22 protein-coding genes are annotated in these 20,125 nt (G+C 31.0%); 16 read left to right on the forward strand and 6 right to left on the reverse strand.

The window, feature by feature from the left end:
* The first annotated feature begins 3 nt into the window (after positions 1-3).
* Complete coding sequence (locus BUC09_RS08035; RefSeq protein ID WP_073310440.1) at positions 4-561, forward strand: DUF4126 domain-containing protein; 558 nt, start codon at positions 4-6, stop codon at positions 559-561.
* Positions 562-576: 15 nt separating this feature from the next.
* Complete coding sequence (kdsB, locus tag BUC09_RS08040) at positions 577-1,302, forward strand: 3-deoxy-manno-octulosonate cytidylyltransferase (RefSeq protein WP_073310442.1); 726 nt, start codon at positions 577-579, stop codon at positions 1,300-1,302.
* Between the two features lie 3 nt (positions 1,303-1,305).
* Here kdsB and BUC09_RS14635 read toward each other — a convergent pair whose 3' ends face one another.
* On the reverse strand, positions 1,306-2,016 hold the full coding sequence (locus BUC09_RS14635) for a potassium channel family protein (protein WP_084127154.1): 711 nt from the start codon (positions 2,014-2,016) through the stop codon (positions 1,306-1,308).
* A complete protein-coding gene (locus tag BUC09_RS08050) occupies positions 2,000-2,674 on the reverse strand; it encodes a spermidine synthase (protein ID WP_073310444.1) in 675 nt (224 codons plus the stop codon). Before BUC09_RS08050 ends, BUC09_RS14635 begins: the two co-directional genes overlap by 17 nt.
* 53 nt (positions 2,675-2,727) lie before the next feature.
* On the opposite strand from BUC09_RS08050, the gene BUC09_RS08055 reads away from it, so the two are divergent.
* The 5 genes from BUC09_RS08055 to BUC09_RS08075 all read left to right on the forward strand — a co-directional run bounded on the left by BUC09_RS08055 (position 2,728) and on the right by BUC09_RS08075 (position 6,887).
* Positions 2,728-3,288 carry a 1-acyl-sn-glycerol-3-phosphate acyltransferase gene (locus BUC09_RS08055; protein ID WP_073310446.1) on the forward strand — a complete coding sequence of 187 codons (561 nt, stop codon included), beginning with the start codon at positions 2,728-2,730 and terminating at the stop codon, positions 3,286-3,288.
* A gap of 65 nt (positions 3,289-3,353) precedes the next feature.
* Entirely contained in the window at positions 3,354-4,370 is a 1,017-nt protein-coding gene (locus BUC09_RS08060) for a hypothetical protein (protein WP_073310448.1), read from the forward strand.
* 247 nt (positions 4,371-4,617) lie between these two features.
* Positions 4,618-5,772, forward strand: a complete 1,155-nt coding sequence (locus tag BUC09_RS08065) for a M14 family metallopeptidase (RefSeq protein WP_073310449.1) — start codon at positions 4,618-4,620, stop codon at positions 5,770-5,772.
* A 77-nt stretch (positions 5,773-5,849) separates the two neighbouring features.
* Positions 5,850-6,329, forward strand: a complete 480-nt coding sequence (locus BUC09_RS08070) for an Lrp/AsnC family transcriptional regulator (RefSeq protein WP_073310450.1) — start codon at positions 5,850-5,852, stop codon at positions 6,327-6,329.
* 45 nt (positions 6,330-6,374) lie between these two features.
* Positions 6,375-6,887 carry a DinB family protein gene (locus tag BUC09_RS08075; RefSeq protein WP_073310451.1) on the forward strand — a complete coding sequence of 171 codons (513 nt, stop codon included), beginning with the start codon at positions 6,375-6,377 and terminating at the stop codon, positions 6,885-6,887.
* Positions 6,888-6,917: 30 nt separating this feature from the next.
* Here the strand turns inward: BUC09_RS08075 and BUC09_RS08080 are convergent, their stop codons facing one another.
* The 4 genes from BUC09_RS08080 to porX are packed head-to-tail and all read right to left on the reverse strand — an operon-like array spanning position 6,918 to position 10,536.
* Positions 6,918-7,301 (reverse strand): DUF4258 domain-containing protein, encoded by a 384-nt coding sequence (locus tag BUC09_RS08080; protein ID WP_073310453.1) that lies wholly within the window; start codon positions 7,299-7,301, stop codon positions 6,918-6,920.
* A gap of 36 nt (positions 7,302-7,337) precedes the next feature.
* The gene (locus BUC09_RS08085) at positions 7,338-8,531 is read right to left on the reverse strand and encodes an alanine dehydrogenase (RefSeq protein ID WP_073310455.1); all 1,194 of its coding nucleotides are present in this window, start codon (positions 8,529-8,531) and stop codon (positions 7,338-7,340) included.
* Between the two features lie 44 nt (positions 8,532-8,575).
* Positions 8,576-8,983, reverse strand: a complete 408-nt coding sequence (tsaE, locus tag BUC09_RS08090; protein ID WP_073310456.1) for a tRNA (adenosine(37)-N6)-threonylcarbamoyltransferase complex ATPase subunit type 1 TsaE — start codon at positions 8,981-8,983, stop codon at positions 8,576-8,578.
* A gap of 2 nt (positions 8,984-8,985) precedes the next feature.
* Positions 8,986-10,536: a T9SS response regulator signal transducer PorX gene (porX, locus tag BUC09_RS08095; RefSeq protein ID WP_073310458.1), complete on the reverse strand. Its 1,551-nt coding sequence runs from the start codon at positions 10,534-10,536 to the stop codon at positions 8,986-8,988.
* Between the two features lie 129 nt (positions 10,537-10,665).
* Here porX and BUC09_RS08100 point away from each other — a divergent pair, with 129 nt between their 5' ends.
* The 9 genes from BUC09_RS08100 to sucD all read left to right on the forward strand — a co-directional run bounded on the left by BUC09_RS08100 (position 10,666) and on the right by sucD (position 20,108).
* Entirely contained in the window at positions 10,666-12,711 is a 2,046-nt protein-coding gene (locus BUC09_RS08100; RefSeq protein WP_073310460.1) for a M13 family metallopeptidase, read from the forward strand.
* Between the two features lie 90 nt (positions 12,712-12,801).
* Positions 12,802-14,037, forward strand: coding sequence for an HD domain-containing protein (locus BUC09_RS08105; protein WP_073310461.1), 1,236 nt, complete (start codon positions 12,802-12,804; stop codon positions 14,035-14,037).
* A 32-nt stretch (positions 14,038-14,069) separates the two neighbouring features.
* Positions 14,070-15,089 carry a UDP-3-O-(3-hydroxymyristoyl)glucosamine N-acyltransferase gene (gene lpxD / locus BUC09_RS08110; protein ID WP_073310463.1) on the forward strand — a complete coding sequence of 340 codons (1,020 nt, stop codon included), beginning with the start codon at positions 14,070-14,072 and terminating at the stop codon, positions 15,087-15,089.
* Positions 15,090-15,092: 3 nt separating this feature from the next.
* Positions 15,093-16,481, forward strand: a complete 1,389-nt coding sequence (locus BUC09_RS08115) for a bifunctional UDP-3-O-[3-hydroxymyristoyl] N-acetylglucosamine deacetylase/3-hydroxyacyl-ACP dehydratase (protein WP_073310465.1) — start codon at positions 15,093-15,095, stop codon at positions 16,479-16,481.
* A gap of 7 nt (positions 16,482-16,488) precedes the next feature.
* Positions 16,489-17,271, forward strand: a complete 783-nt coding sequence (gene lpxA / locus BUC09_RS08120; RefSeq protein WP_073310466.1) for an acyl-ACP--UDP-N-acetylglucosamine O-acyltransferase — start codon at positions 16,489-16,491, stop codon at positions 17,269-17,271.
* A 28-nt stretch (positions 17,272-17,299) separates the two neighbouring features.
* A complete protein-coding gene (gene efp, locus BUC09_RS08125; RefSeq protein ID WP_073310468.1) occupies positions 17,300-17,860 on the forward strand; it encodes an elongation factor P in 561 nt (186 codons plus the stop codon).
* 1 nt (position 17,861) lies between these two features.
* A complete protein-coding gene (locus tag BUC09_RS08130; protein WP_073310470.1) occupies positions 17,862-18,803 on the forward strand; it encodes a UDP-3-O-(3-hydroxymyristoyl)glucosamine N-acyltransferase in 942 nt (313 codons plus the stop codon).
* Entirely contained in the window at positions 18,793-19,155 is a 363-nt protein-coding gene (locus BUC09_RS08135) for a hypothetical protein (RefSeq protein ID WP_073310471.1), read from the forward strand. The genes BUC09_RS08130 and BUC09_RS08135 overlap by 11 nt, the downstream gene beginning before the upstream one ends.
* Positions 19,156-19,235: 80 nt before the next feature.
* Complete coding sequence (gene sucD / locus BUC09_RS08140; RefSeq protein ID WP_073310473.1) at positions 19,236-20,108, forward strand: succinate--CoA ligase subunit alpha; 873 nt, start codon at positions 19,236-19,238, stop codon at positions 20,106-20,108.
* Positions 20,109-20,125 lie beyond the last annotated feature (17 nt).

A 20,125-nucleotide genomic window follows, 5' to 3' on the forward strand; every position in this document is an offset into this window, starting at 1 on the left:
AATATGGATCTTCAAACTATACTTAGTATTTTCCTAGGAATTGGACTCGCAGCATCTGCTGGGTTTAGAGTTTTTTTGCCTTTGTTTGCGTTAAGCCTTGCTACATATTTTAATATTATTCCATTAAACGAAAGTTGGGCATGGGTTGGTGGTTTTCCTGCATTAATAGCTTTGGGAATTGCCATGATTGCTGAGATATTTGCGTACTATATTCCTTTTGTAGATAATCTGTTAGATGTTATTGCGACACCATTAGCAGCTATTGCAGGAACAGCTGTAATGGCTTCTACATTGATAGATTTAGATCCAATGCTAACTTGGGGATTGGCAATTATTGCTGGAGGAGGTACCGCAACGGCAATGCAAGGAATGACAAGTGTAACTAGATTGGCTTCTTCAGTAAAAACAGGAGGTTTAGGAAATCCTGTAGTCTCAACTGCCGAAACAGGAACAGCAATTACATTGAGTACTTTATCAATATTTGTTCCTATTTTAGCTTTAATCATAGTTGTTTTTATTTTTGTGATTGTTTTTTGGATGTATAGAAAGTTTAGAAAATAAATAAGATATAAATTAATGAAAATAATAGCCGTAATACCAGCACGATACGCCTCAACACGATTTCCAGCGAAGTTAATGCAAGACTTAGGAGGAAAAACAGTCATACTTCGTACTTATGAAGCAGCATTAGAAACTCAATTGTTTGATGATGTTTTTGTGGTTACTGATTCTGATTTGATTTTTGAAGAAATTACATCAAATGGAGGTAAAGCCATCATGAGCATCAAGGAGCATGAAAGTGGTAGTGATCGTATTGCCGAGGCGGTTGAAACTATGGATGTTGATATTGTAATTAATGTGCAAGGAGATGAGCCATTCATCAATAAAAAGCCATTAGAACAAGTTATAGAAATCTTCAAAAATGATACCGATAAGAAAGTTGATTTAGCTTCTTTAATGTTTGAAATAAAAGACAAAGAAGATATAAAAAGTCCTAATAATGTAAAAGTCATAACTGACCAACAAGGTTTTGCGTTGTATTTTTCACGTTCGGTTATCCCGTATCCAAGAGAAGAAAATGTAGGTGTTCGTTATATGAAACACATTGGTATTTATGCTTTTAGGAAAGAAGCTTTGATGGATTTTTACCGTTTACCAATGTTATCTCTTGAAGCTTCGGAAAAACTAGAACAACTTAGGTATTTAGAATACGGAAAACGTATCAAAATGGTTGAAACAGATCATGGAAGTATTGGTATTGATACTCCAGAAGATCTTGAAAAAGCAAGATTATTACTTTAAATATTAGCTTTCGTTATCGTGATCAAAGTATCCTTTCGTTTTCATTTTTGCTGAGAAGAAATTCAAAAACAAGATGATGAAAGATAGAAAGAACATGGATTGAATACTTACTAAAACTTTTCCAAATAATGTTACTGGATAATAATCACCATATCCAATTGAGTTTGAAGTAATGATACTAAAATAAATAGGTTCAAACCAATGATTAAATGATTTGTTCATTTGGCTACCAATTGTATAAAGAACAGAAAAAGCTAATATCATTTCTAAATAATTAAAAAATAACAAAAGCATTGAACGTCTATAAGAGCGAGGTTTTGAAAATGAATCTGAAGCAAAAATTAATGTAGGTATATAAAAGAAAGTTTCAAATAATAAATAGACCATCAAAACAATTAAAAAAGTTGAACCTTGTTGACTATTCAATAAAATTATAAACGGAAAAATCACTTTAGATAAAACATATAAATCCATAGCAATATCATCATATTCTGCTCCAATATTATAGGCTAGTTGTTTTATGTATATCCCTGGAAATAATAGTTGCGAAGAGGAAAGTAATAAACGAACAATTTTTTCTATTCCATTATCATCTTGATGATCATTATTCCAAATAGCTTTAATGTTTAGAATACGCTTTTTTAGAGGACCATGAATTGAACGATCTCTTTTATAATTTTTTCCTAAGAGTAATTTTTTAAAAAATGATTTCATCTCTTATAATAAATAATTCGTTGTTGCCTTCTACTTTGATTATTTTTTTAACATAAGAAAATTGATTCTTCAAATCTAATTCAAGTTTTTTATTTCGTTCATAATCAATGCTTCTTTCAGCTATTGTGTTGAATAAAATAGACCCTCGACTAACTAAGATAAATTTTAATTTGTTGATAAAAGTTTCTTCAAATAAAAAATCAGGCATAATACTATCTTGAAAGACATCAATAATGATTAAATCATATTTGTCTTTTGTTTTAATTACATAATTTTCTGCATCATCATTAATGATGTTAACATTAGTATACTTGTCTAAACCAAAATAAGTGTTGGCAATTTCAATAGTTTTTTTATCTAATTCAATACCGGTTATATTACCAGTAAAATCAAACTCCTCTTTTAGTGTTTTTATCACACTTCCACCAGCTACTCCCAATATTAAAGCCGATTTATAGTTTTTTACTAGATCACTACCAATATGAGCTAAACCAATTCGCATTACTCTTTGTAGGCTACCATAAGAAAAATTTGTATTTTTAGAATCTAAAACTAATTGACCATTATTCCAGGTTACTTCTAAAGATTTATTAATTTCAGAATCAATTTCATACTCTTTAATAGGTATAAAATAACTCAGAATGCGTTTTAAATTCATTGTTCAGATTTTCTATTAGTAAATATAATGCTATTTTTGACCAAATATTTATCATGAAAAAGAAAATTTACCAATTCATATTTTTTAAATTAATGGGGTGGAAGCTCCTAGGGAATTTTGATACTTCGATTAAAAAAAGTGTTGTAATAGTAATTCCTCATACAAGTTGGCATGACTTTTACATTGGCGTTTTTACTAGAGGAGTATTGGGGATAAATATAAATTTTGTTGGTAAAAAGGAATTATTCATTTTTCCATTTGGGTATTATTTTAGATGGATGGGAGGAGCTGCATTAAATAGATTCAAAAATGAAAATAAAGTGGATGCAATTGCAAAAATTTTTGAAGGAAGAGATGAATTTAGATTGGCCATAGCTCCAGAAGGAACTCGTAAGAAAGTAACAGAATTAAGAACGGGATTTTATTACATAGCGATGAAAGCAAATGTGCCAATTATCCCAGTAGCTTTTGATTGGACAAAAAAACAAGTTACTATTTTTCCTGAGTTTTATCCAACAGGAAATAAAGATGCTGATTTCACTATTCTGGAACAAAACTTCGTTGGTATAGAAGGGAAAGTAAAAGAATATGGTTATGATATCGAAAAAAAATAAAAAATTTTAAAACCAAGAGAAAAGATTTTTCGTAAGTAAGTTTTATAACAAAAAAACTAAGCAATATGAAAAATCTTTTTTTAACTCTTTCGGTATTTACACTTACATTGGGAGCTTGTTCAGATGATGACAATAATTCACAAAATAATCCTTCAGCACCTGCAAGTGAATTAAAATTAATCACTGGTAGTAATACTTCCGGTAAAGTATCATTTACAAATTTATTAGAAACTTCTCCAACTGTTAAAAGTTTAACAGTTAGTGGATTAGATTCAGACGGTACTTATTATGATAGTACTAATGATCAGTTAATTGTTGCCTCTCGAACAAATAATAGACTGGAATTGTATACTGGTTTAAAAAATGCCATAGCCAATAATACAGATAATTTAACACTACAATTTTTTAGTACTTCAGATTTTAATAATGCTAGAGAAATAGCTGTAGTAGGAGATAAGGTGATTGTTACTCAAGATCAAAGCGCCGCTAATGGTAATGTAAATAAATTGGTTGTGTATCAAAAAACAGCAACTGGTTTTCAATTGTTGAATAGTTATACAGTAGACTTTAAAGTATGGGGTATTCATGTTGAGGGAACTACTTTCTACGCTGTTGCAGATTTAACTAGTGATATTGTTGTTTTTAATAATTTCTTTGCAAATTCTAATGGAGCAATAACTCCTTCAAAAAGAGTAACAATCGAAGGTTTGGTTAGAACACATGGTATTACAGTTTCAACATTAGATAATAGAATGGTACTTACAGATGTTGGTAGTGCAGCTTCTGATACAGATGGTGGTGTAATCGTAATTAATAATTTTTCTAGTGTGTTAGGTTCAACTGCGAATCTTGGAACGATTGCTTTAAGTAGTCAAGTAAGACTTTACGGGCCTAATTCTAAATTAGGTAATCCGGTTGATGTAGCTTATGATAATGTGACTAAAAATATATATGTTGCAGAAAGATTAAATGCAGGAGGGCAATTGTTAGTATTTGCTAATCCTTCATCAAATGGAGATGCAACGCCAATTAGTTCAAGAGCAGAGTTAGGTGTGGCATCTGTTTTCTTGATTAGAAAATAAGTCTTTTAAAAGAAAATCTTGTTAAATCAAATAGAATTGATTTTGTATTAATTTTTTCAGATGTTTCTAAAATCGCGTATTTGTAATTTTATTTTTAAAATTTTCAAATACGTGATTTTTCAATTTATATTTTTATTGTGAAAAACAGATCATAGGTTACATTTATTATTATTTCCCAATTAATAAAATAGATTCTTAATAATAATAAAACATATCTTATTTACTTTTGTATTGTGAAAAAAGCAATATGGATTTAAATAATATTTACTCAATTTATAAAGAGGTCAGACTAAAAGGAAGATATATAACTAATAAACATATCGAGCCAATTCTTAAAAGTTTACCAGACTTTTTCAACTTATCTGTTATTGGAAAATCAGTAAACGGGAAACCTATTTATTCAGTAAAAATTGGAACAGGAAACACTAAAGTTTTTATGTGGTCTCAAATGCATGGAAATGAATCTACTACCACAAAAGCCTTGTTTGATTTGTTTCTTTTTTTAAATGGTGATTCCAATGAAGCCAATCAAATTAGAAATGATTTTACTTTATTAATAATTCCTATCTTAAATCCTGATGGTGCAGAGGCTTATACTCGAGTTAATGCTAATGAAATAGATTTGAATAGAGATTCTGTGGACTTATCTCAGCCAGAAAGTAAGTTATTGCGTAAAACTTTTGAGGAATTTGAACCAGATTTCTGTTATAATTTACACGATCAAAGAACTATTTTTGCGGCTGGTGATAAAAATTACCCTGCAACTGTCTCATTTCTAGCGCCTTCATATAATAACGAAAAAGAGTACAATAAAAGTAGGCTAAAAGCAGTTAATGTTATTGCCGAAATGAATGAAGAACTTCAAAAATATATACCCAATCAGGTAGGTAGATTTGATGATTCCTTTAATATAAATTGTATAGGTGATATGTTTCAATCTTTAGGAGTTCCTACTATTTTGTTTGAAGCAGGACATTATCAAGACGATTATGAAAGAGAAGAAACAAGAAAATTTATTTTTATATCAATTCTTTCAAGTTTATTAAAAATGAAAGAAATCGATTTTCTTGTTAACAAACTTAACAATTATTTAAAGATTCCGCAAAATAAGATTAATTTTTACGACATCATTTACAAAAAAATCAAAATAAATGATGGTTCTTTAAAAAGAATTACTAATTTTGCCGCCCATTACAAAGAGGTGCTTATTGAAAATGATGTAATTTTTGAAGCGTTTGTAGTGGAAATAGGTGATGAAATAAGCCGATTTGGTCATTTGGAGTATGATTGTGAGGGATTAGAATATTCTGATAATTTTAACAATATTCCTGAAATTGATAGAAAAGCTGATTTTTATTTAGATAAAGACAAAAAATTTGTTAATGGTTTGAATAAAATGTAATATTTTTTCATTACTTTTAATTAAATATTAATTGAGTAAAGTAATTTTATAGAAGTTTTAAATTTAAATAACTAATTATGAGTAAGTTCCGTTTGGATGAAGTTGACCATCAAATCCTTGATATGTTAATTGATAATACGAGAATCCCATTTACAGACATTGCAAAAAAATTATTAATTTCTGCGGGAACGGTACATGTGAGAGTGAAAAAATTAGAAGATGCCGGAATTATTCAAGGGTCATCATTAACATTGGATTATGAAAAATTAGGTTATTCATTTATTGCTTATGTTGGAGTTTTCTTAAATAATACATCACAAACTAAATTCGTGTTAGAAAGAATTAATGAAATTCCTTATGTAACTGTAGCACACGTTACAACTGGAAAATTCAATATCTTTTGTAAAATTAGAGCGCGTGATACAAAACACGCTAAAGATGTAATCTACATGATTGATGATATTGATGGAGTTTACAGAACTGAAACTATGATATCTCTTGATGAAAGTATAAACGACAAAAAGAGATTAATGCATACAATTTTTAGAGAAATGTAACAAAAGAGACCTGATTCAGGTCTTTTTTTATGCTTATATTTGATTATGAAAAATCTGTTAGTAAATGAGTATCCAGAATATTTTGGAACTTACATAAATAAAGTAGAATCTGAAGATTTGATTGAAGCTTTAGAAGTAAATTTAGATGATTTTACAAATTTCATCGAAAATATTGTCCCAGATTCTAAATATGAGTTTCGTTATCAACCTGAAAAATGGTCAATTAAAGAGATTGTTCAGCATATTATTGATGCTGAAAGAATTTTTGCCTACAGAGCACTTCGAATGGCAAGATTTGATAAAACACCTTTGCCTGGTTTTGAAGAAAATGATTACGTGTCTGTTTCGGAATCAGACAAAAGGACTATGGATGATTTGATAAGAGAGTTTGTTTTGGTAAGGAAATCTACTATCGAATTGTTTGAAAGTTTTTCAGATGAAATGATGAAAAGTATAGGAGTTGCTTCAGGTAAAGAAGTATCTGTGAGAGCTATAGGTTATATAATTTCCGGACATTGTATACATCATCAGCAAGTTATAAAGGAAAGATATTTGTAAAATAAAAAGAGCAGCTTAAAGCTGCTCTTTTTATTTAGTAGATATTTTTTTAATTTCTTTCAGTATTGCTTTGTCTTCATAATTGATAACACTCAATTCAATAAACTGATTTTTTTCAGTTTTTCCTTCAATTACATAAAGCTTTCCGTTTTCTTTTTTAACATTACTTCTATCAAAATCAACATCTCCATAAGTTAATGTGTTTTTGATATCTAAGGTATCTATCCAATCTTCGGCTAAAACTTTAGAGGCTTCTGGAGAATAATGAAATGGTTTAGAAATTATATTGTTTAAAACTCTGTCGTTAGGAAAATAACTGCAACGTGTTTGTTTTTTATTTAAAAAGAAGAATAAAAAAACACATCCAAAAAGAAACCCTAATAAATAATAACTTAAGCGTTGATAAAATTTCATTGTAAAATATTTTGGCAAAAATAGGTAGAATAAAACTTAAAACACAATTAAATTAATATCTCTATGTGTTAAATCAAACCATTCGCCTATAGTCTTGTTGGTAAGAATTCCGTGATAAAAATAAACGCCATTTTTTAAACCCGCATCGCATCTTATAGCTGATTCAATTCCACCATCATCAGCAATTTGAAGTAGGTAAGGCGTTATAATGTTACTTATCGATAAAGAAGCTGTTTTAGAATATCTTGACGGTATATTAGGAACGCAATAGTGTATTACTCCATTTTTTACAAAAGTTGGATTCTCATGTGTTGTGATTTCTGATGTTTCAAAGCATCCGCCAGTGTCAATACTAACATCAACAATGATGGCTCCTTTTTTCATATGCGTTATCATGTCTTCGCTAACAACAATAGGAGTGCGGTATTTACCTCGCATAGCTCCAATGGCTACATCACATCTTCTTAATGATTTCAAAAGAGTTTTGTTTTGTATGGTAGAAGTAAATATTCTTTGATTTAAATTATTCTGAAGCCTTCTTAATTTGGTTATCGAATTGTCAAATACTTTTACTGAAGCTCCTAAGCCTAATGCCGTTTTAACTGCATATTCAGCTACAGTTCCAGCACCTAAGATTACTACTTCTGTGGGTCTAACTCCTGTAATATTTCCAAAAAGTAATCCGTTTCCAGAATTGCTTGTTGTCATTAATTCTGCAGCAACAAGTACAGAAGCGGTTCCAGCAATTTCACTTAATGATTTAACTGCTGGGAATGAATTGTCATCGTCTTTGATGTATTCGAAAGCTAGAGCAGTAATTTTTTTCTTTTTTAATGCCTCAAAGTATTCTTTTTTTCTGGTTTTTAATTGAATAGCAGAAATAATAATTGTTTGAGGTTTAATTAACTCAATTTCTGCAATGGTAGGTGGCTCAACTTTTAAAAGCATTGGACACTCAAAAACTTTTTTTGTATCACTAGTAATTTCTGCACCAGCATCGCTATAATCTTTGTCAGAATAGCTAGCGTGTTTTCCAGCACCAGATTCAATTAAAACTCGATGTCCGTGGCTAACAATTGAACTTACGGCATCTGGTGTAAGGCAGATACGACGTTCCTGATATGAAGTTTCTTTAGGAATTCCAATAAAAAGTTCACTTTTATGTTTAGCTACTTCTAGTTTTTCTTCTTGCGGAAGTAACTCTTGCTTGCTAAATGGTGTTATGCCCATGACCGAATTTTAATTGGTCCAAATTACAAAAAAATTTCTCACAATTATTTTAATTCTAACAATCTTTTACCGTTTGAAAGAACTGATATCGTTATGGTTGAATGATTTTCTGGAATTAAATCTTCAATTTTTTCTGCCCATTCAATAAAGCACCAATTTCCTGAATATAAATATTCGTCTATGCCCATGTCAAGAGCTTCATTTTGATTTTTTAACCTATACACATCAAAATGATAAACTAATTGATTGTTAGGTATTTCATATTCATTAACTAAACTAAAAGTTGGACTACTAGTTGGGTTTTCAACACCAAGATATTTGCAAATACTTTTAATGAATGTTGTTTTTCCAGCACCCATTTCTCCATTAAAAAGAATTACTTTTTCAGGATTGGAATCGATAACTTGTTTAGCAACATTATTTATTTCTTCTAAAGAAAATTCAATTTTCATTTCTATTTTTTAGGACTAAATACTAAAAATGGAACAATCATTTCTTCTAACGAAATACCTCCATGTTGGTAGGTATTTCTGTAATAACTCACATAATGATTGTAGTTATTTACATAAGCAAGAAAATAATCATTTTTTGCAAAAATATATGAACTTGTCATGTTTACAATAGGTAAACCAATTTTTTTAGGTTCTTTTACTGCATAAACATCTTTTTGTTCGTAAGTAAGGCTTCGGCCGGTTTTGTAACGCAAATTTAAACTTGTGTTTTTGTCTCCAATTACCTTTGATGGGTTTTTGCAGTTAATTGTGCCATGATCAGTAGTTAGAATTAATTTAAAACCTAACTTTTGTGCTTGCTGAATGATTTCAAGTAACGGAGAATTTTTAAACCAACTTAAGGTTAAAGAACGATAAGCCTTATCGTCAGAAGCTAATTCTTTAACTACTTCCATGTCAGTCTTAGCATGAGATAACATATCAACAAAATTGTAAACTACTGAAACTAGTTTTTTATCCTTCAATGCTTTGAAGTTTTCGGCTAATTTTTTTCCGTTATTAAAATTGGTGATTTTAAAATATTCATGTTGGATGTTAAGTCCTAGTCTTTTTATTTGTGCATCAAGAAATTCGGCTTCATACAGGTTTTTTCCTCCTTCATCGATGTCATTTTTCCAGTATTCTGGATGCATTTTTTCCATATCAAGTGGAGTAAGCCCTGAAAAAAGTGCATTTCTAGCATACTGAGTAGCGGTAGGTAAAATGGCAAAGTATGGAGTTTCTGCTTCCAGTTTGTAATGATTACTTACAACACTTTCAAAGGCTTTCCATTGGTCATAACGTAAGTTGTCGATTACAACGAATAAAACATTTTCTTCACCTTTTAACTCAGGAACTACAAGTTGTTTGAATACTTCATGAGATTGGACAGGCTTGTCAGCTTTTGGTTGGAACCAATCTTCGTAATTTTTTTCAATGAATTTTCCAAATTGAGAATTGGCTTCGGCTTTTTGTGACTCTAGAATTTGAAACATATTTTGATCATCAATATCCTCTAACTCTAATTCCCAAAACATCAGTTTTTTATATAGATCAACCCATTCCTCATAAGAGTTAACCATGGCCATTTCCATAGAGATTTTACGAAACTCTTTTTGATAATCAAGTGTAGTCTTTTCAGAAATTAATCTCGAATGGTCAAGATTTTTCTTTAAACTTAGTAGTATTTGATTCGGATTAACAGGTTTTATAAGATAATCAGCAATTTTAGAACCTATGGCTTCTTCCATAATATATTCTTCCTCACTCTTTGTAATCATGATTACAGGTACAGCTGATCTCTTTTCTTTGATTTCAGATAATGTTTCTAGTCCTGACATACCAGGCATGTTTTCATCTAGAAAAACTACGTCAAAATTTTCTTCCTGAAATAAATCTACAGCATCACGTCCATTGTTACATGTTTTTACAGTGTAATTTTTCTTTTCAAGGAATAATATGTGTGGTTTTAATAAGTCAATTTCGTCATCGACCCAAAGTATCTTAATGCTCATATAATTTGATTTCTGTTGCAATTTACTACTTATTAAACATCAGTTTCATAAAAATATTGTAAAATATTCACGTGTTTTTATTAATAATTTGTTTTCAATATATTTGGCATCAAACAAACTAAATAAAATATGAATTATTATAAAGTTGCACTCCTAGTTGCTGGGATTGCTTTGTTTGCGACAAGTTGCAAAAAAGAACAAGATTTTGATCCAAATGCTCCAGATGTTTTAGTAACAAATAGAGATACTTTAATAAACCCTTCTGATGACTTTTTTAGCCATGCAAATGGTGGATGGTTTAAAAAAAATCCAATCCCTGATTCTGAACGTAGTAATGGTATTTTTAGAACTATTGGAGATACTATCAACAGTCAAATCAAACAAATTTGTGAAAAATCAGCTGCAGAAAATGCTGATAAAGGTACAAATAAGCAAAAAATTGGGGATTTTTATGCCTCTGGTATGGATACGCTAACAATTGATAAGCAAGGTATCAATCCTTTAAAAAATGAGTTAGCAAAAATTGATGCAGTAAAAGATATTCCTACACTTCTTAACACTATTGCATATTTGCATACAATAGGTGCTAGCCCAGCTTTTGGTTTTTATGTTGGTCAAGATGATAAGATAAGTACAAAATATGCTTTGTTTTTTTACCAAGGAGGTTTAGGAATGGGTAATCGAGATTATTATTTCAATACTGATAAAGAAACTGTAGCAATTAGAACAGAGTATGTAAAACACCTTGAGGCAATATCAAAACTTATGGGTAGTGATGTGACATCTGCAAAAAAGAATGCTGAAGTTATTATGAAGCTTGAAACGGAATTGGCAAGTAATTCTAGAAAACTAGAAGCGCTTAGGGATCCTATCAAAAATTACAATAAAATGTCTTTGGCGCAATTTAATGGGACTACACCAAATATTGCTTGGGATAAATTACTCTCTACAATGAATGTTAAAAAAGCTGATACAGTTATTGTGGGCCAGCCAGAATTTTATAAAGCTTTAGATAAAACAATCAAGTCTTATTCAATTAATGATTGGAAAACATACTTGAAATGGGATTTAGTTAATAGTTATTCATCTTATTTAGGTAAAGATTTTGAAAAACAGAATTTTTACTTTTATTCAACAGTAATGAGTGGTGTTAAAGAGCAAAAGCCTCGTTGGAAAAGAGTTGTTGAGCAAACTGATAGTTCTTTAGGGGAATTAATAGGACAAGTTTATGTAGAAGAATATTTACCAAAAGGAACAAAAGAAAAGCTTTTGGAAATAGGAAACAATATTCGTGATGTTTATGCTGAAAGAATTAAAAAGTTGGATTGGATGAGTTCAGAGACAAAAAAGAAAGCGCTTAGTAAGCTTTCTAAAATTGTTATGAAAGTTGGTTACCCTGATAAATGGAAAGATATGTCATCAGTTTCGATAAGTAGAGATACGTATTGTGCTAATGTAATGGCTGTAAATAAATGGAGTTACAATGATATGGCTGCTAAGTTTGGCAAACCAGTTGATAGAACCGAATGGGGAATGTACCCTCAAACGTACAATGCTTATTATAGTCCAAGTAATAATGAAATATGTGTGCCAGCATGTAATATTATAGTGCCAGGATTTGAAGGAAGAATGCCAGATGATGCCATTTTATATGGAATTATTGGAGGTTCAACTTTTGGTCATGAAATTACACATGGATTTGATGATCAAGGTAGTCAGTATGATGAGAATGGAAATTTAAATAATTGGTGGACTGCTGAAGATTTAAAGAAATTCACTGCAAAGACAAAAGCTATTGTAAATCAGTATTCTAAATATGAAGCTTTACCTGGTAAGTTTGTTAATGGTGATGCAACTCAAGGAGAAAATATAGCAGATTTAGGTGGAGTAGTAATGGGTTACGAAGCATTTAAAAAGACAAATCAATTTAAAGAGAATCAAAAAATTGCAGGACTAAGCCCTAATCAGCGTTTCTTTTTAGCGTATGGTTACGCTTGGATGGTAAATATTAAGCCAGAATCTTTAGCTCAACAATTAATGACTGATGTTCATGCACCTGCTAAATATAGAATAAATGGTCCTTTAAGTAATATTGAAGAGTTTTATAAAACATTTAATATTAAAGAAGGAAGCAAAATGTTTATTCCTGCAAAAGACAGAATTGTAATCTGGTAAAAAATGAATTTAAAAGCCCTAATTGATACTTTCTAATTAGGGTTTTTATTTTTAAAATAGTCTTATATTTGTTAGCCTAAATAGTATTTTGTGAGTAATACAAACAAACTAAAAATCTTTAATGATCCTATATATGGTTTTATAACCATACCTAATCCTTTCATTTACGATTTAATACAGCATCAATATTTTCAACGTTTGAGAAGAATTTCTCAAATGGGATTGTCTTATTTGGTTTATCCTGGTGCTAATCATACAAGATTTCATCATGCATTAGGCTGTTTGCATATTATGCAAAAAGCTGTTAACGTATTGAGGTTTAAAAATGTGCAAATTTCAGAACAAGAAGAAAATGCTTTATATGTAGCGATTTTGCTTCACGATATTGGTCATGGTCCTTTTTCTCATGCCATGGAACACAGTATTGTTGAAGATGTTCATCATGAAGAAATTTCACTTCTTTTTATGAATAAACTAAATAAAGAGTTTGATGGACAATTAAGTTTGGCAATTCAGATTTTCAAAGGAGAGTATCACAGAAAATTCATGCTTCAGTTAATTTCTAGTCAATTAGACATGGATAGAATGGATTACCTAAAACGCGATAGCTTTTATAGCGGGGTGGAAGAAGGTAAAATTAATTCTGACCGATTAATTCAGATGATGAATGTTGTCGATGATGTTCTTGTTATTGAAGAGAAAGGAATTTATTCTGTAGAAAAATTTTTAATGGCCAGACGATTAATGTATTGGCAAGTGTATTTGCACAAGACAAGTTTAGTTGCCGAAGAAATTTTAACCAGAATCTTAAAAAGAGCAAAAGAATTATACCAAAAGGGTTTCGATGTTGATTGTAGTAAGCCTTTGCACTTCTTTATAGAAAATAAAATCACCTTTGATCAGTTTAACGATGAAATATTAGATGAATTTGCAAAATTAGATGATACAGATATAATTGGCGCTATCAAAAATTGGCAATATCATGAAGATTTTACGTTATCAACTTTAAGCAAAATGATCATTAATAGAGATTTACTTAAAATCAAAATGAGTAATGAAAAATTTACATCAGAAGAAATTCAAAATCTTTTAGATCAATTTTCTAAAGAAAGTAAATTGACAGCATTAGAATCAAAATATTTTGTTTTTAAGGGGAAAATTAAAAATCAAGCTTACAGCAAAATTGCTGAACCAATAAGAATTTTACAAAAAGATGGTGGTTTAGAAGACGTTGCGATATTATCGGATCAATTGTCATTGAATACATTGTCAAAACATGTAACGAAATACTACTTGTGTTATCCAAAACAACTTAATAAAAGTTAAAATTCACAAAAAATTTATACTTTTGCAAGAATATGAAATTTACGGCCGAGCAAATAGCAGGTATTTTAGAAGGAGAAGTAGTAGGTAATCCTAACGCAGAAGTTTCTAAGTTATCAAAAATTGAAGAAGGTACAGAAGGTTCGCTAACATTTTTAGCAAACCCTAAGTATGTCAATTATATATATGAAACAAAGGCAACAATTGCCATTGTGAATAAAACCTTTGTACCAGAAAACCCTGTACAAATTACTCTTATCAAAGTTGAAGATGCTTACAAAGCTTTTTCAAAACTACTAGAGTTTTATAATCAAATTAAATTAAATAAAACTGGAATTGAAGTACCTTGTGTATTGTCTGAAACTGCAATACATGGAGATAATTTTTATTTAGGAGCATTTAGTTATATTGGAGACAATGTTGTTATTGGGAAAAATGTAAAAATTTATCCTAATAGTTTTGTAGGAGATAATGTAGTTATTGGAGACAATACTATGATATTTGCTGGGGCTAAAATCTATTCAGAAACTATAATTGGTAGTAATTGTACTATTCACTCTGGTGCCATTGTTGGAGCCGATGGATTTGGTTTTGCTCCAAATGAAAATGGTGAGTATAGTAAAGTGCCACAAATTGGTAATGTTATTATTGAAGATAATGTTGATGTAGGAGCGGGAACTACAATAGATAGAGCTACTCTAGGATCAACAATAATACGTAAAGGAGTAAAGTTGGATAATCAAATTCAAATAGCTCACAATGTTGAAATAGGTGAAAATACAGTAATAGCTGCTCAAACAGGAGTTGCAGGATCTACTAAAATTGGTAAAAACTGTATGATTGGGGGCCAAGTAGGTATTGCAGGCCATTTAGTAGTAGGTAACAATGTACGTATACAGGCTCAAACAGGAGTTGGTAGAAATATTAAAGATAACGAAACATTACAGGGAAGCCCTGCATTGGGTTATAGTGATTACAACAAATCGTATGTACACTTTAAAAACCTTCCAAAAATTGTAGTTGAATTAGAAGAACTTAAAAAGAAAAATAATTAAATCATGGTTAAGCAAAAAACCATCAAATCAGAAATTACTCTTACTGGTGTAGGACTTCACACTGGAAGAGAAGTAACAATGACTTTTAAACCAGCACCTGTAAACAACGGTTTTACTTTTGTGCGTGTAGATTTAGAAGGACAACCTATAATCGAAGCAGATGCTGCTTATGTGGTAACAACACAGCGAGGGACTAATCTTGAAAAGTTAGGAGTTATGATTCAAACTCCTGAACATGTATTAGCGGCTATTGTAGGTTGTGATTTAGATAACGTAATTATAGAATTAAATGCTTCTGAATTGCCAATCATGGATGGTTCATCTAAGTATTTTGTTGAAGCAATCGAAAAAGTTGGTGTAGTTGAACAAGAGGCAGAAAGATGTGTCTTTGTAGTAAAAGATGTTATTTCTTATATTGATGAATCAACAGGAAGTGAAATAACAGTAATTCCTTCAGATGATTATCAAGTTACAGCAATGGTTGATTTTGGTACTAAAGTTTTAGGTACTCAAAATGCTAGCATGAAAAATATTTCTGAGTTTAAAAATGAAATTGCTGCCTGTCGTACATTCAGCTTTTTGCATGAACTAGAAATGCTGCTTGAAAATGGATTAATTAAAGGAGGTGATTTAAATAATGCTATTGTTTATGTTGATAAAGAACTATCCGCAGAAACAATGGAAAAATTAAAAGTTGCTTTTGGTAAAGATAAAATATCAGTAACTCCAAACGGAGTTTTAGATAACCTTACATTGCATTTTCCTAATGAAGCTGCTCGTCATAAACTACTTGATGTAGTTGGAGATTTAGCTTTAATAGGTACAAAAATTAAAGGTAAAGTTATTGCGAATAAACCAGGACATTTTGTGAATACTCAGTTTGCAAAAAAAATGTCTAAAATCATCAAGAATGAGCAACGCAATAACGTTCCTGTTTATGATTTAAATAAGGAACCGTTAATGGACATTCATAAAATTATGTCTATGTTGCCACATCGTCCACCTTTTTTATTGGTTGACAGAATTTTAGAAATGACGGATACTCAAGTAGTAGGACTTAAAAATGTAACTATGAATGAAGATTTCTTCGTAGGACATTTTCCTGGAGCTCCAGTTATGCCAGGAGTTTTAATTGTTGAAGCAATGGCACAAACGGGAGGTATTTTAATTTTAAGTACTGTTCCAGATCCAGAAAACTATTTGACTTATTTTATGAAAATCGATAATGTGAAATTCAAGCATAAAGTATTACCTGGAGACACATTAATTTTTAAATTAGATTTACTATCACCAATTCGTAGAGGTATTTGTCATATGCAAGCAAGCGCTTATGCAAATGGTAAATTAGTAGCCGAAGCAGAATTAATGGCTCAAATAGTAAAAAAACAATAAGAAAAGCATGAATCAACCTTTAGCATATGTTCACCCAGGAGCAAAAATTGCCAAAAATGTGGTGATTGAGCCTTTTACAACTATTCATAATAATGTTGTTATTGGTGACGGTACTTGGATAGGCTCTAACGTAACTATTATGGAAGGAGCTAGAATTGGCAAAAACTGTAATATTTTCCCCGGAGCTGTAATTTCAGCTGTGCCGCAAGATTTAAAATTTGGTGGTGAAGAATCACTTGCTGTAATAGGTGATAATACAACTATACGTGAGTGTGTTACAATAAATAGAGGAACTGTTGCTTCAGGGCAAACGGTTATTGGAAATAATTGTTTAATTATGGCTACAGCACACATTGCACACGATTGTCATATAGGTAATAATGCTATCGTTGTTAATGGAGTTGCATTAGCTGGACATGTTACTGTAGGAGACTTCGCTATTATTGGAGGTTTGGCAGCAGTTCATCAATTCATTTCGATAGGAGATCATGCAATGGTTTCTGGGGGATCTTTAGTAAGAAAAGATGTGCCACCTTTTACAAAAGCGGCAAAAGAACCTCTATCATATGTTGGGATTAATTCGGTTGGATTAAGAAGAAGAGGTTTCTCAACTGAAAAAATTAAAGAAATTCAAGACATATATAGAATTTTATACCAAAAAAATTATAATACATCACAAGCAATGGCTATTATCGAAGCTGAAATGCAAGCAACACCAGAGCGTGATGAAATTCTAGATTTTATCAGAAATTCATCAAGAGGTATTATGAAAGGTTATACAGGAGTTTAATTTTAAAGAATAAATAAATTATATAAAAATGGCAAGTACGGCAGACATTAGAAACGGATTATGTATTAAGTTTAATCATGATATCTACAAAATTGTAGAATTTTTACATGTTAAACCTGGGAAAGGTCCTGCTTTCGTTAGAACAAAATTAAAAAGTTTAACATCAGGAAAAGTTTTAGATAATACTTTCTCTGCAGGTCACAAGATAGACGTTGTTCGTGTTGAAACTCATACTTTTCAGTTTTTATATGCAGAAGGAAATGATTTCCACTTTATGAATTCTGAATCTTTTGAACAAATTACATTAAACAAAGACGTTCTTGATGCTCCAGATTTATTAAAAGAAGGAACTAATGTAATGGTTCAAATCAATACAGAAACAGATTTGCCATTAGCTGTAGATATGCCTGCTTCAATAGTTCTTGAAGTTACTTATGCTGAACCAGGGGTTAAAGGAAATACGGCTACAAATGCTACTAAACCTGCAACTGTAGAAACAGGTGCTACTGTAAATGTTCCTTTATTTATTAATGAGGGCGACAAAATCAAAATTGATACCGCTACTGGTAAATACATGGAAAGAGTATAATATGAAGTTTCCTCAAACACATAACCTAAAGCAAATAGCAGAAATAATAAACTGCAAATTTGTTGGAAATGAAGAATTTCCAGTTCTGGGTATGAACGAAATTCACGTTGTTGAACCTGGAGATATTGTGTTTGTTGATCATCCTAAATATTACGATAAAGCTTTGCAATCTGCGGCAACTATTATTTTGATTAACAAAGAAGTTGATTGCCCAGTAGGTAAAGCTTTATTGATTTCTGATGATCCTTTCAGAGATTTTAATAAGCTTACAAAGCATTTTAAACCTTTTCAACATTCTTCAAAATCTATATCAGATTCTGCAAAAATAGGAGAGGGTACAATTATACAACCAAATACTTTTGTTGGTAATAATGTAATAATAGGAAAGAATTGTTTAATTCATTCTAATGTTTCAATTTATGACAATACAGTTATTGGTGACAATGTAATTATACATTCAGGAACTATTTTAGGTGCGGATGCCTTTTATTACAAAAAGCGCCCAGAAGGTTTTGATCAATTACTGTCTGGCGGTAGAGTGGTCATTGAGGATAATGTAGGAATAGGTGCGCTTTGTACCATAGATAAAGGAGTAACAGGAGATACTACTATTGGTGAAGGAACTAAAATAGACAACCAAGTTCATGTGGGACACGATACCATAATTGGGAAAAAATGTTTAATTGCTTCACAAACTGGAATTGCTGGATGTGTGATAATAGAAGATGAAGTAACACTTTGGGGTCAAGTAGGTACCACTAGTGGAATTAAAATCGGTACAAAAGCTGTAGTAATGGGACAGACTGGAGTTACTAAATCTATTGAAGGAGGAAAGACTTATTTTGGAACTCCTGTAGAAGAATCACGTGAAAAACTTAAGCAATTAGCAAATCTTAAAAAAATCCCTGAAATACTTAATAAACTGAATCAAAATGAAGGTTAGAAAATTTATCAGAGAACTTTACGAATCTGATGCTTTATACAATGCCGATGTATTAGAGCAATTTATTCATCCTGAAATTACATTAGAGTGGTATAGTAGTAAAGGACTTCTTCAATTAAAAAAGAAAGAAATTTTATTATTAGCCAAAGAATTAGAACGAACTTACAAATCAATGCGTTCTGAAATTTATGATGTTTTGAAAGATGAAAATAAAGTAACAGTTCGTTATAAGCATTTTGGTAAAACTATCGAAAATCCTTTTGAAGAAACTTTATTAGCTTCATTTATAGTGATTTGGGAAATTAGAGATGAAAAACTTTTTAGAGGCTATCAAATGAGCCAATTATATTAAAAAAGTTTACTCAAAATCTAAACTCTTTTCATTACTTTTGCATCACAAATATTAAAAAATAACAAACAATACACATAATCATGAGTGTTTTAGTAAATAAAGATTCAAAAATTATCGTACAAGGTTTCACAGGAAGTGAAGGAACATTTCACGCATCTCAAATGATTGAGTACGGAACAAACGTAGTAGGTGGTGTAACGCCAGGAAAAGGTGGTACAACTCACTTAGATCGTCCAGTTTTCAATACAGTAAAAGATGCTGTTGTTCAAGCTGGTGCAGATACATCAATCATTTTCGTACCACCTGCATTTGCAGCTGATGCTATCATGGAAGCTGCTGATGCTGGAATCAAAGTAATCATTTGTATTACTGAAGGTATCCCTGTAGCTGATATGATTAAAGCATACGATTTCATTAAAGAAAAAGATTGTCGTTTAGTAGGTCCTAACTGTCCAGGTGTAATCACTCCAGAAGAAGCTAAAGTTGGTATTATGCCAGGTTTCGTTTTCAAAAAAGGAAAAGTAGGTATTGTTTCTAAATCAGGTACTTTAACATATGAAGCTGCTGATCAAGTAGTTCGTCAAGGTTTTGGTATTACTACGGCTATTGGAATTGGTGGAGACCCAATCATTGGAACTACTACTAAGGAAGCTGTTGAATTATTAATGAATGATCCAGAAACTGAATGTATCATCATGATTGGTGAAATTGGAGGTCAATTAGAAGCTGATGCTGCAAAATGGATCAAAGCTGATGGTAACCGTAAACCAGTTGTAGGTTTCATCGCTGGTGAAACTGCTCCAAAAGGACGTACAATGGGCCATGCTGGTGCTATTGTTGGTGGTGCTGATGATACTGCTGAGGCTAAAAAACGTATCATGAGAGAAAACGGAATTCACGTTGTAGATTCTCCAGCTGAAATTGGTAAAAAAGTAAAAGAAGTTTTAGGTTAATTCCTTATACTTTAAAT

Source organism: Flavobacterium terrae, assembly GCF_900142035.1.
Taxonomy (GTDB): Bacteria; Bacteroidota; Bacteroidia; order Flavobacteriales; family Flavobacteriaceae; genus Flavobacterium; species Flavobacterium terrae.

Excerpts from the sequence above, each read along its gene's own strand:
- BUC09_RS08035 (WP_073310440.1), top strand. The coding sequence starts at position 4 with ATGGATCTTCAAACTATACTTAGTATTTTCCTAGGAATTGGACTCGCA.
- kdsB (WP_073310442.1), top strand. The coding sequence starts at position 577 with ATGAAAATAATAGCCGTAATACCAGCACGATACGCCTCAACACGATTT.
- BUC09_RS14635 (WP_084127154.1), bottom strand. The coding sequence starts at position 2,016 with ATGAAATCATTTTTTAAAAAATTACTCTTAGGAAAAAATTATAAAAGA.
- BUC09_RS08050 (WP_073310444.1), bottom strand. The coding sequence starts at position 2,674 with ATGAATTTAAAACGCATTCTGAGTTATTTTATACCTATTAAAGAGTAT.
- BUC09_RS08055 (WP_073310446.1), top strand. The coding sequence starts at position 2,728 with ATGAAAAAGAAAATTTACCAATTCATATTTTTTAAATTAATGGGGTGG.
- BUC09_RS08060 (WP_073310448.1), top strand. The coding sequence starts at position 3,354 with ATGAAAAATCTTTTTTTAACTCTTTCGGTATTTACACTTACATTGGGA.
- BUC09_RS08065 (WP_073310449.1), top strand. The coding sequence starts at position 4,618 with ATGGATTTAAATAATATTTACTCAATTTATAAAGAGGTCAGACTAAAA.
- BUC09_RS08070 (WP_073310450.1), top strand. The coding sequence starts at position 5,850 with ATGAGTAAGTTCCGTTTGGATGAAGTTGACCATCAAATCCTTGATATG.
- BUC09_RS08075 (WP_073310451.1), top strand. The coding sequence starts at position 6,375 with ATGAAAAATCTGTTAGTAAATGAGTATCCAGAATATTTTGGAACTTAC.
- BUC09_RS08080 (WP_073310453.1), bottom strand. The coding sequence starts at position 7,301 with ATGAAATTTTATCAACGCTTAAGTTATTATTTATTAGGGTTTCTTTTT.
- BUC09_RS08085 (WP_073310455.1), bottom strand. The coding sequence starts at position 8,531 with ATGGGCATAACACCATTTAGCAAGCAAGAGTTACTTCCGCAAGAAGAA.
- tsaE (WP_073310456.1), bottom strand. The coding sequence starts at position 8,983 with ATGAAAATTGAATTTTCTTTAGAAGAAATAAATAATGTTGCTAAACAA.
- porX (WP_073310458.1), bottom strand. The coding sequence starts at position 10,536 with ATGAGCATTAAGATACTTTGGGTCGATGACGAAATTGACTTATTAAAA.
- BUC09_RS08100 (WP_073310460.1), top strand. The coding sequence starts at position 10,666 with ATGAATTATTATAAAGTTGCACTCCTAGTTGCTGGGATTGCTTTGTTT.
- lpxD (WP_073310463.1), top strand. The coding sequence starts at position 14,070 with ATGAAATTTACGGCCGAGCAAATAGCAGGTATTTTAGAAGGAGAAGTA.
- BUC09_RS08115 (WP_073310465.1), top strand. The coding sequence starts at position 15,093 with ATGGTTAAGCAAAAAACCATCAAATCAGAAATTACTCTTACTGGTGTA.
- lpxA (WP_073310466.1), top strand. The coding sequence starts at position 16,489 with ATGAATCAACCTTTAGCATATGTTCACCCAGGAGCAAAAATTGCCAAA.
- efp (WP_073310468.1), top strand. The coding sequence starts at position 17,300 with ATGGCAAGTACGGCAGACATTAGAAACGGATTATGTATTAAGTTTAAT.
- BUC09_RS08130 (WP_073310470.1), top strand. The coding sequence starts at position 17,862 with ATGAAGTTTCCTCAAACACATAACCTAAAGCAAATAGCAGAAATAATA.
- BUC09_RS08135 (WP_073310471.1), top strand. The coding sequence starts at position 18,793 with ATGAAGGTTAGAAAATTTATCAGAGAACTTTACGAATCTGATGCTTTA.
- sucD (WP_073310473.1), top strand. The coding sequence starts at position 19,236 with ATGAGTGTTTTAGTAAATAAAGATTCAAAAATTATCGTACAAGGTTTC.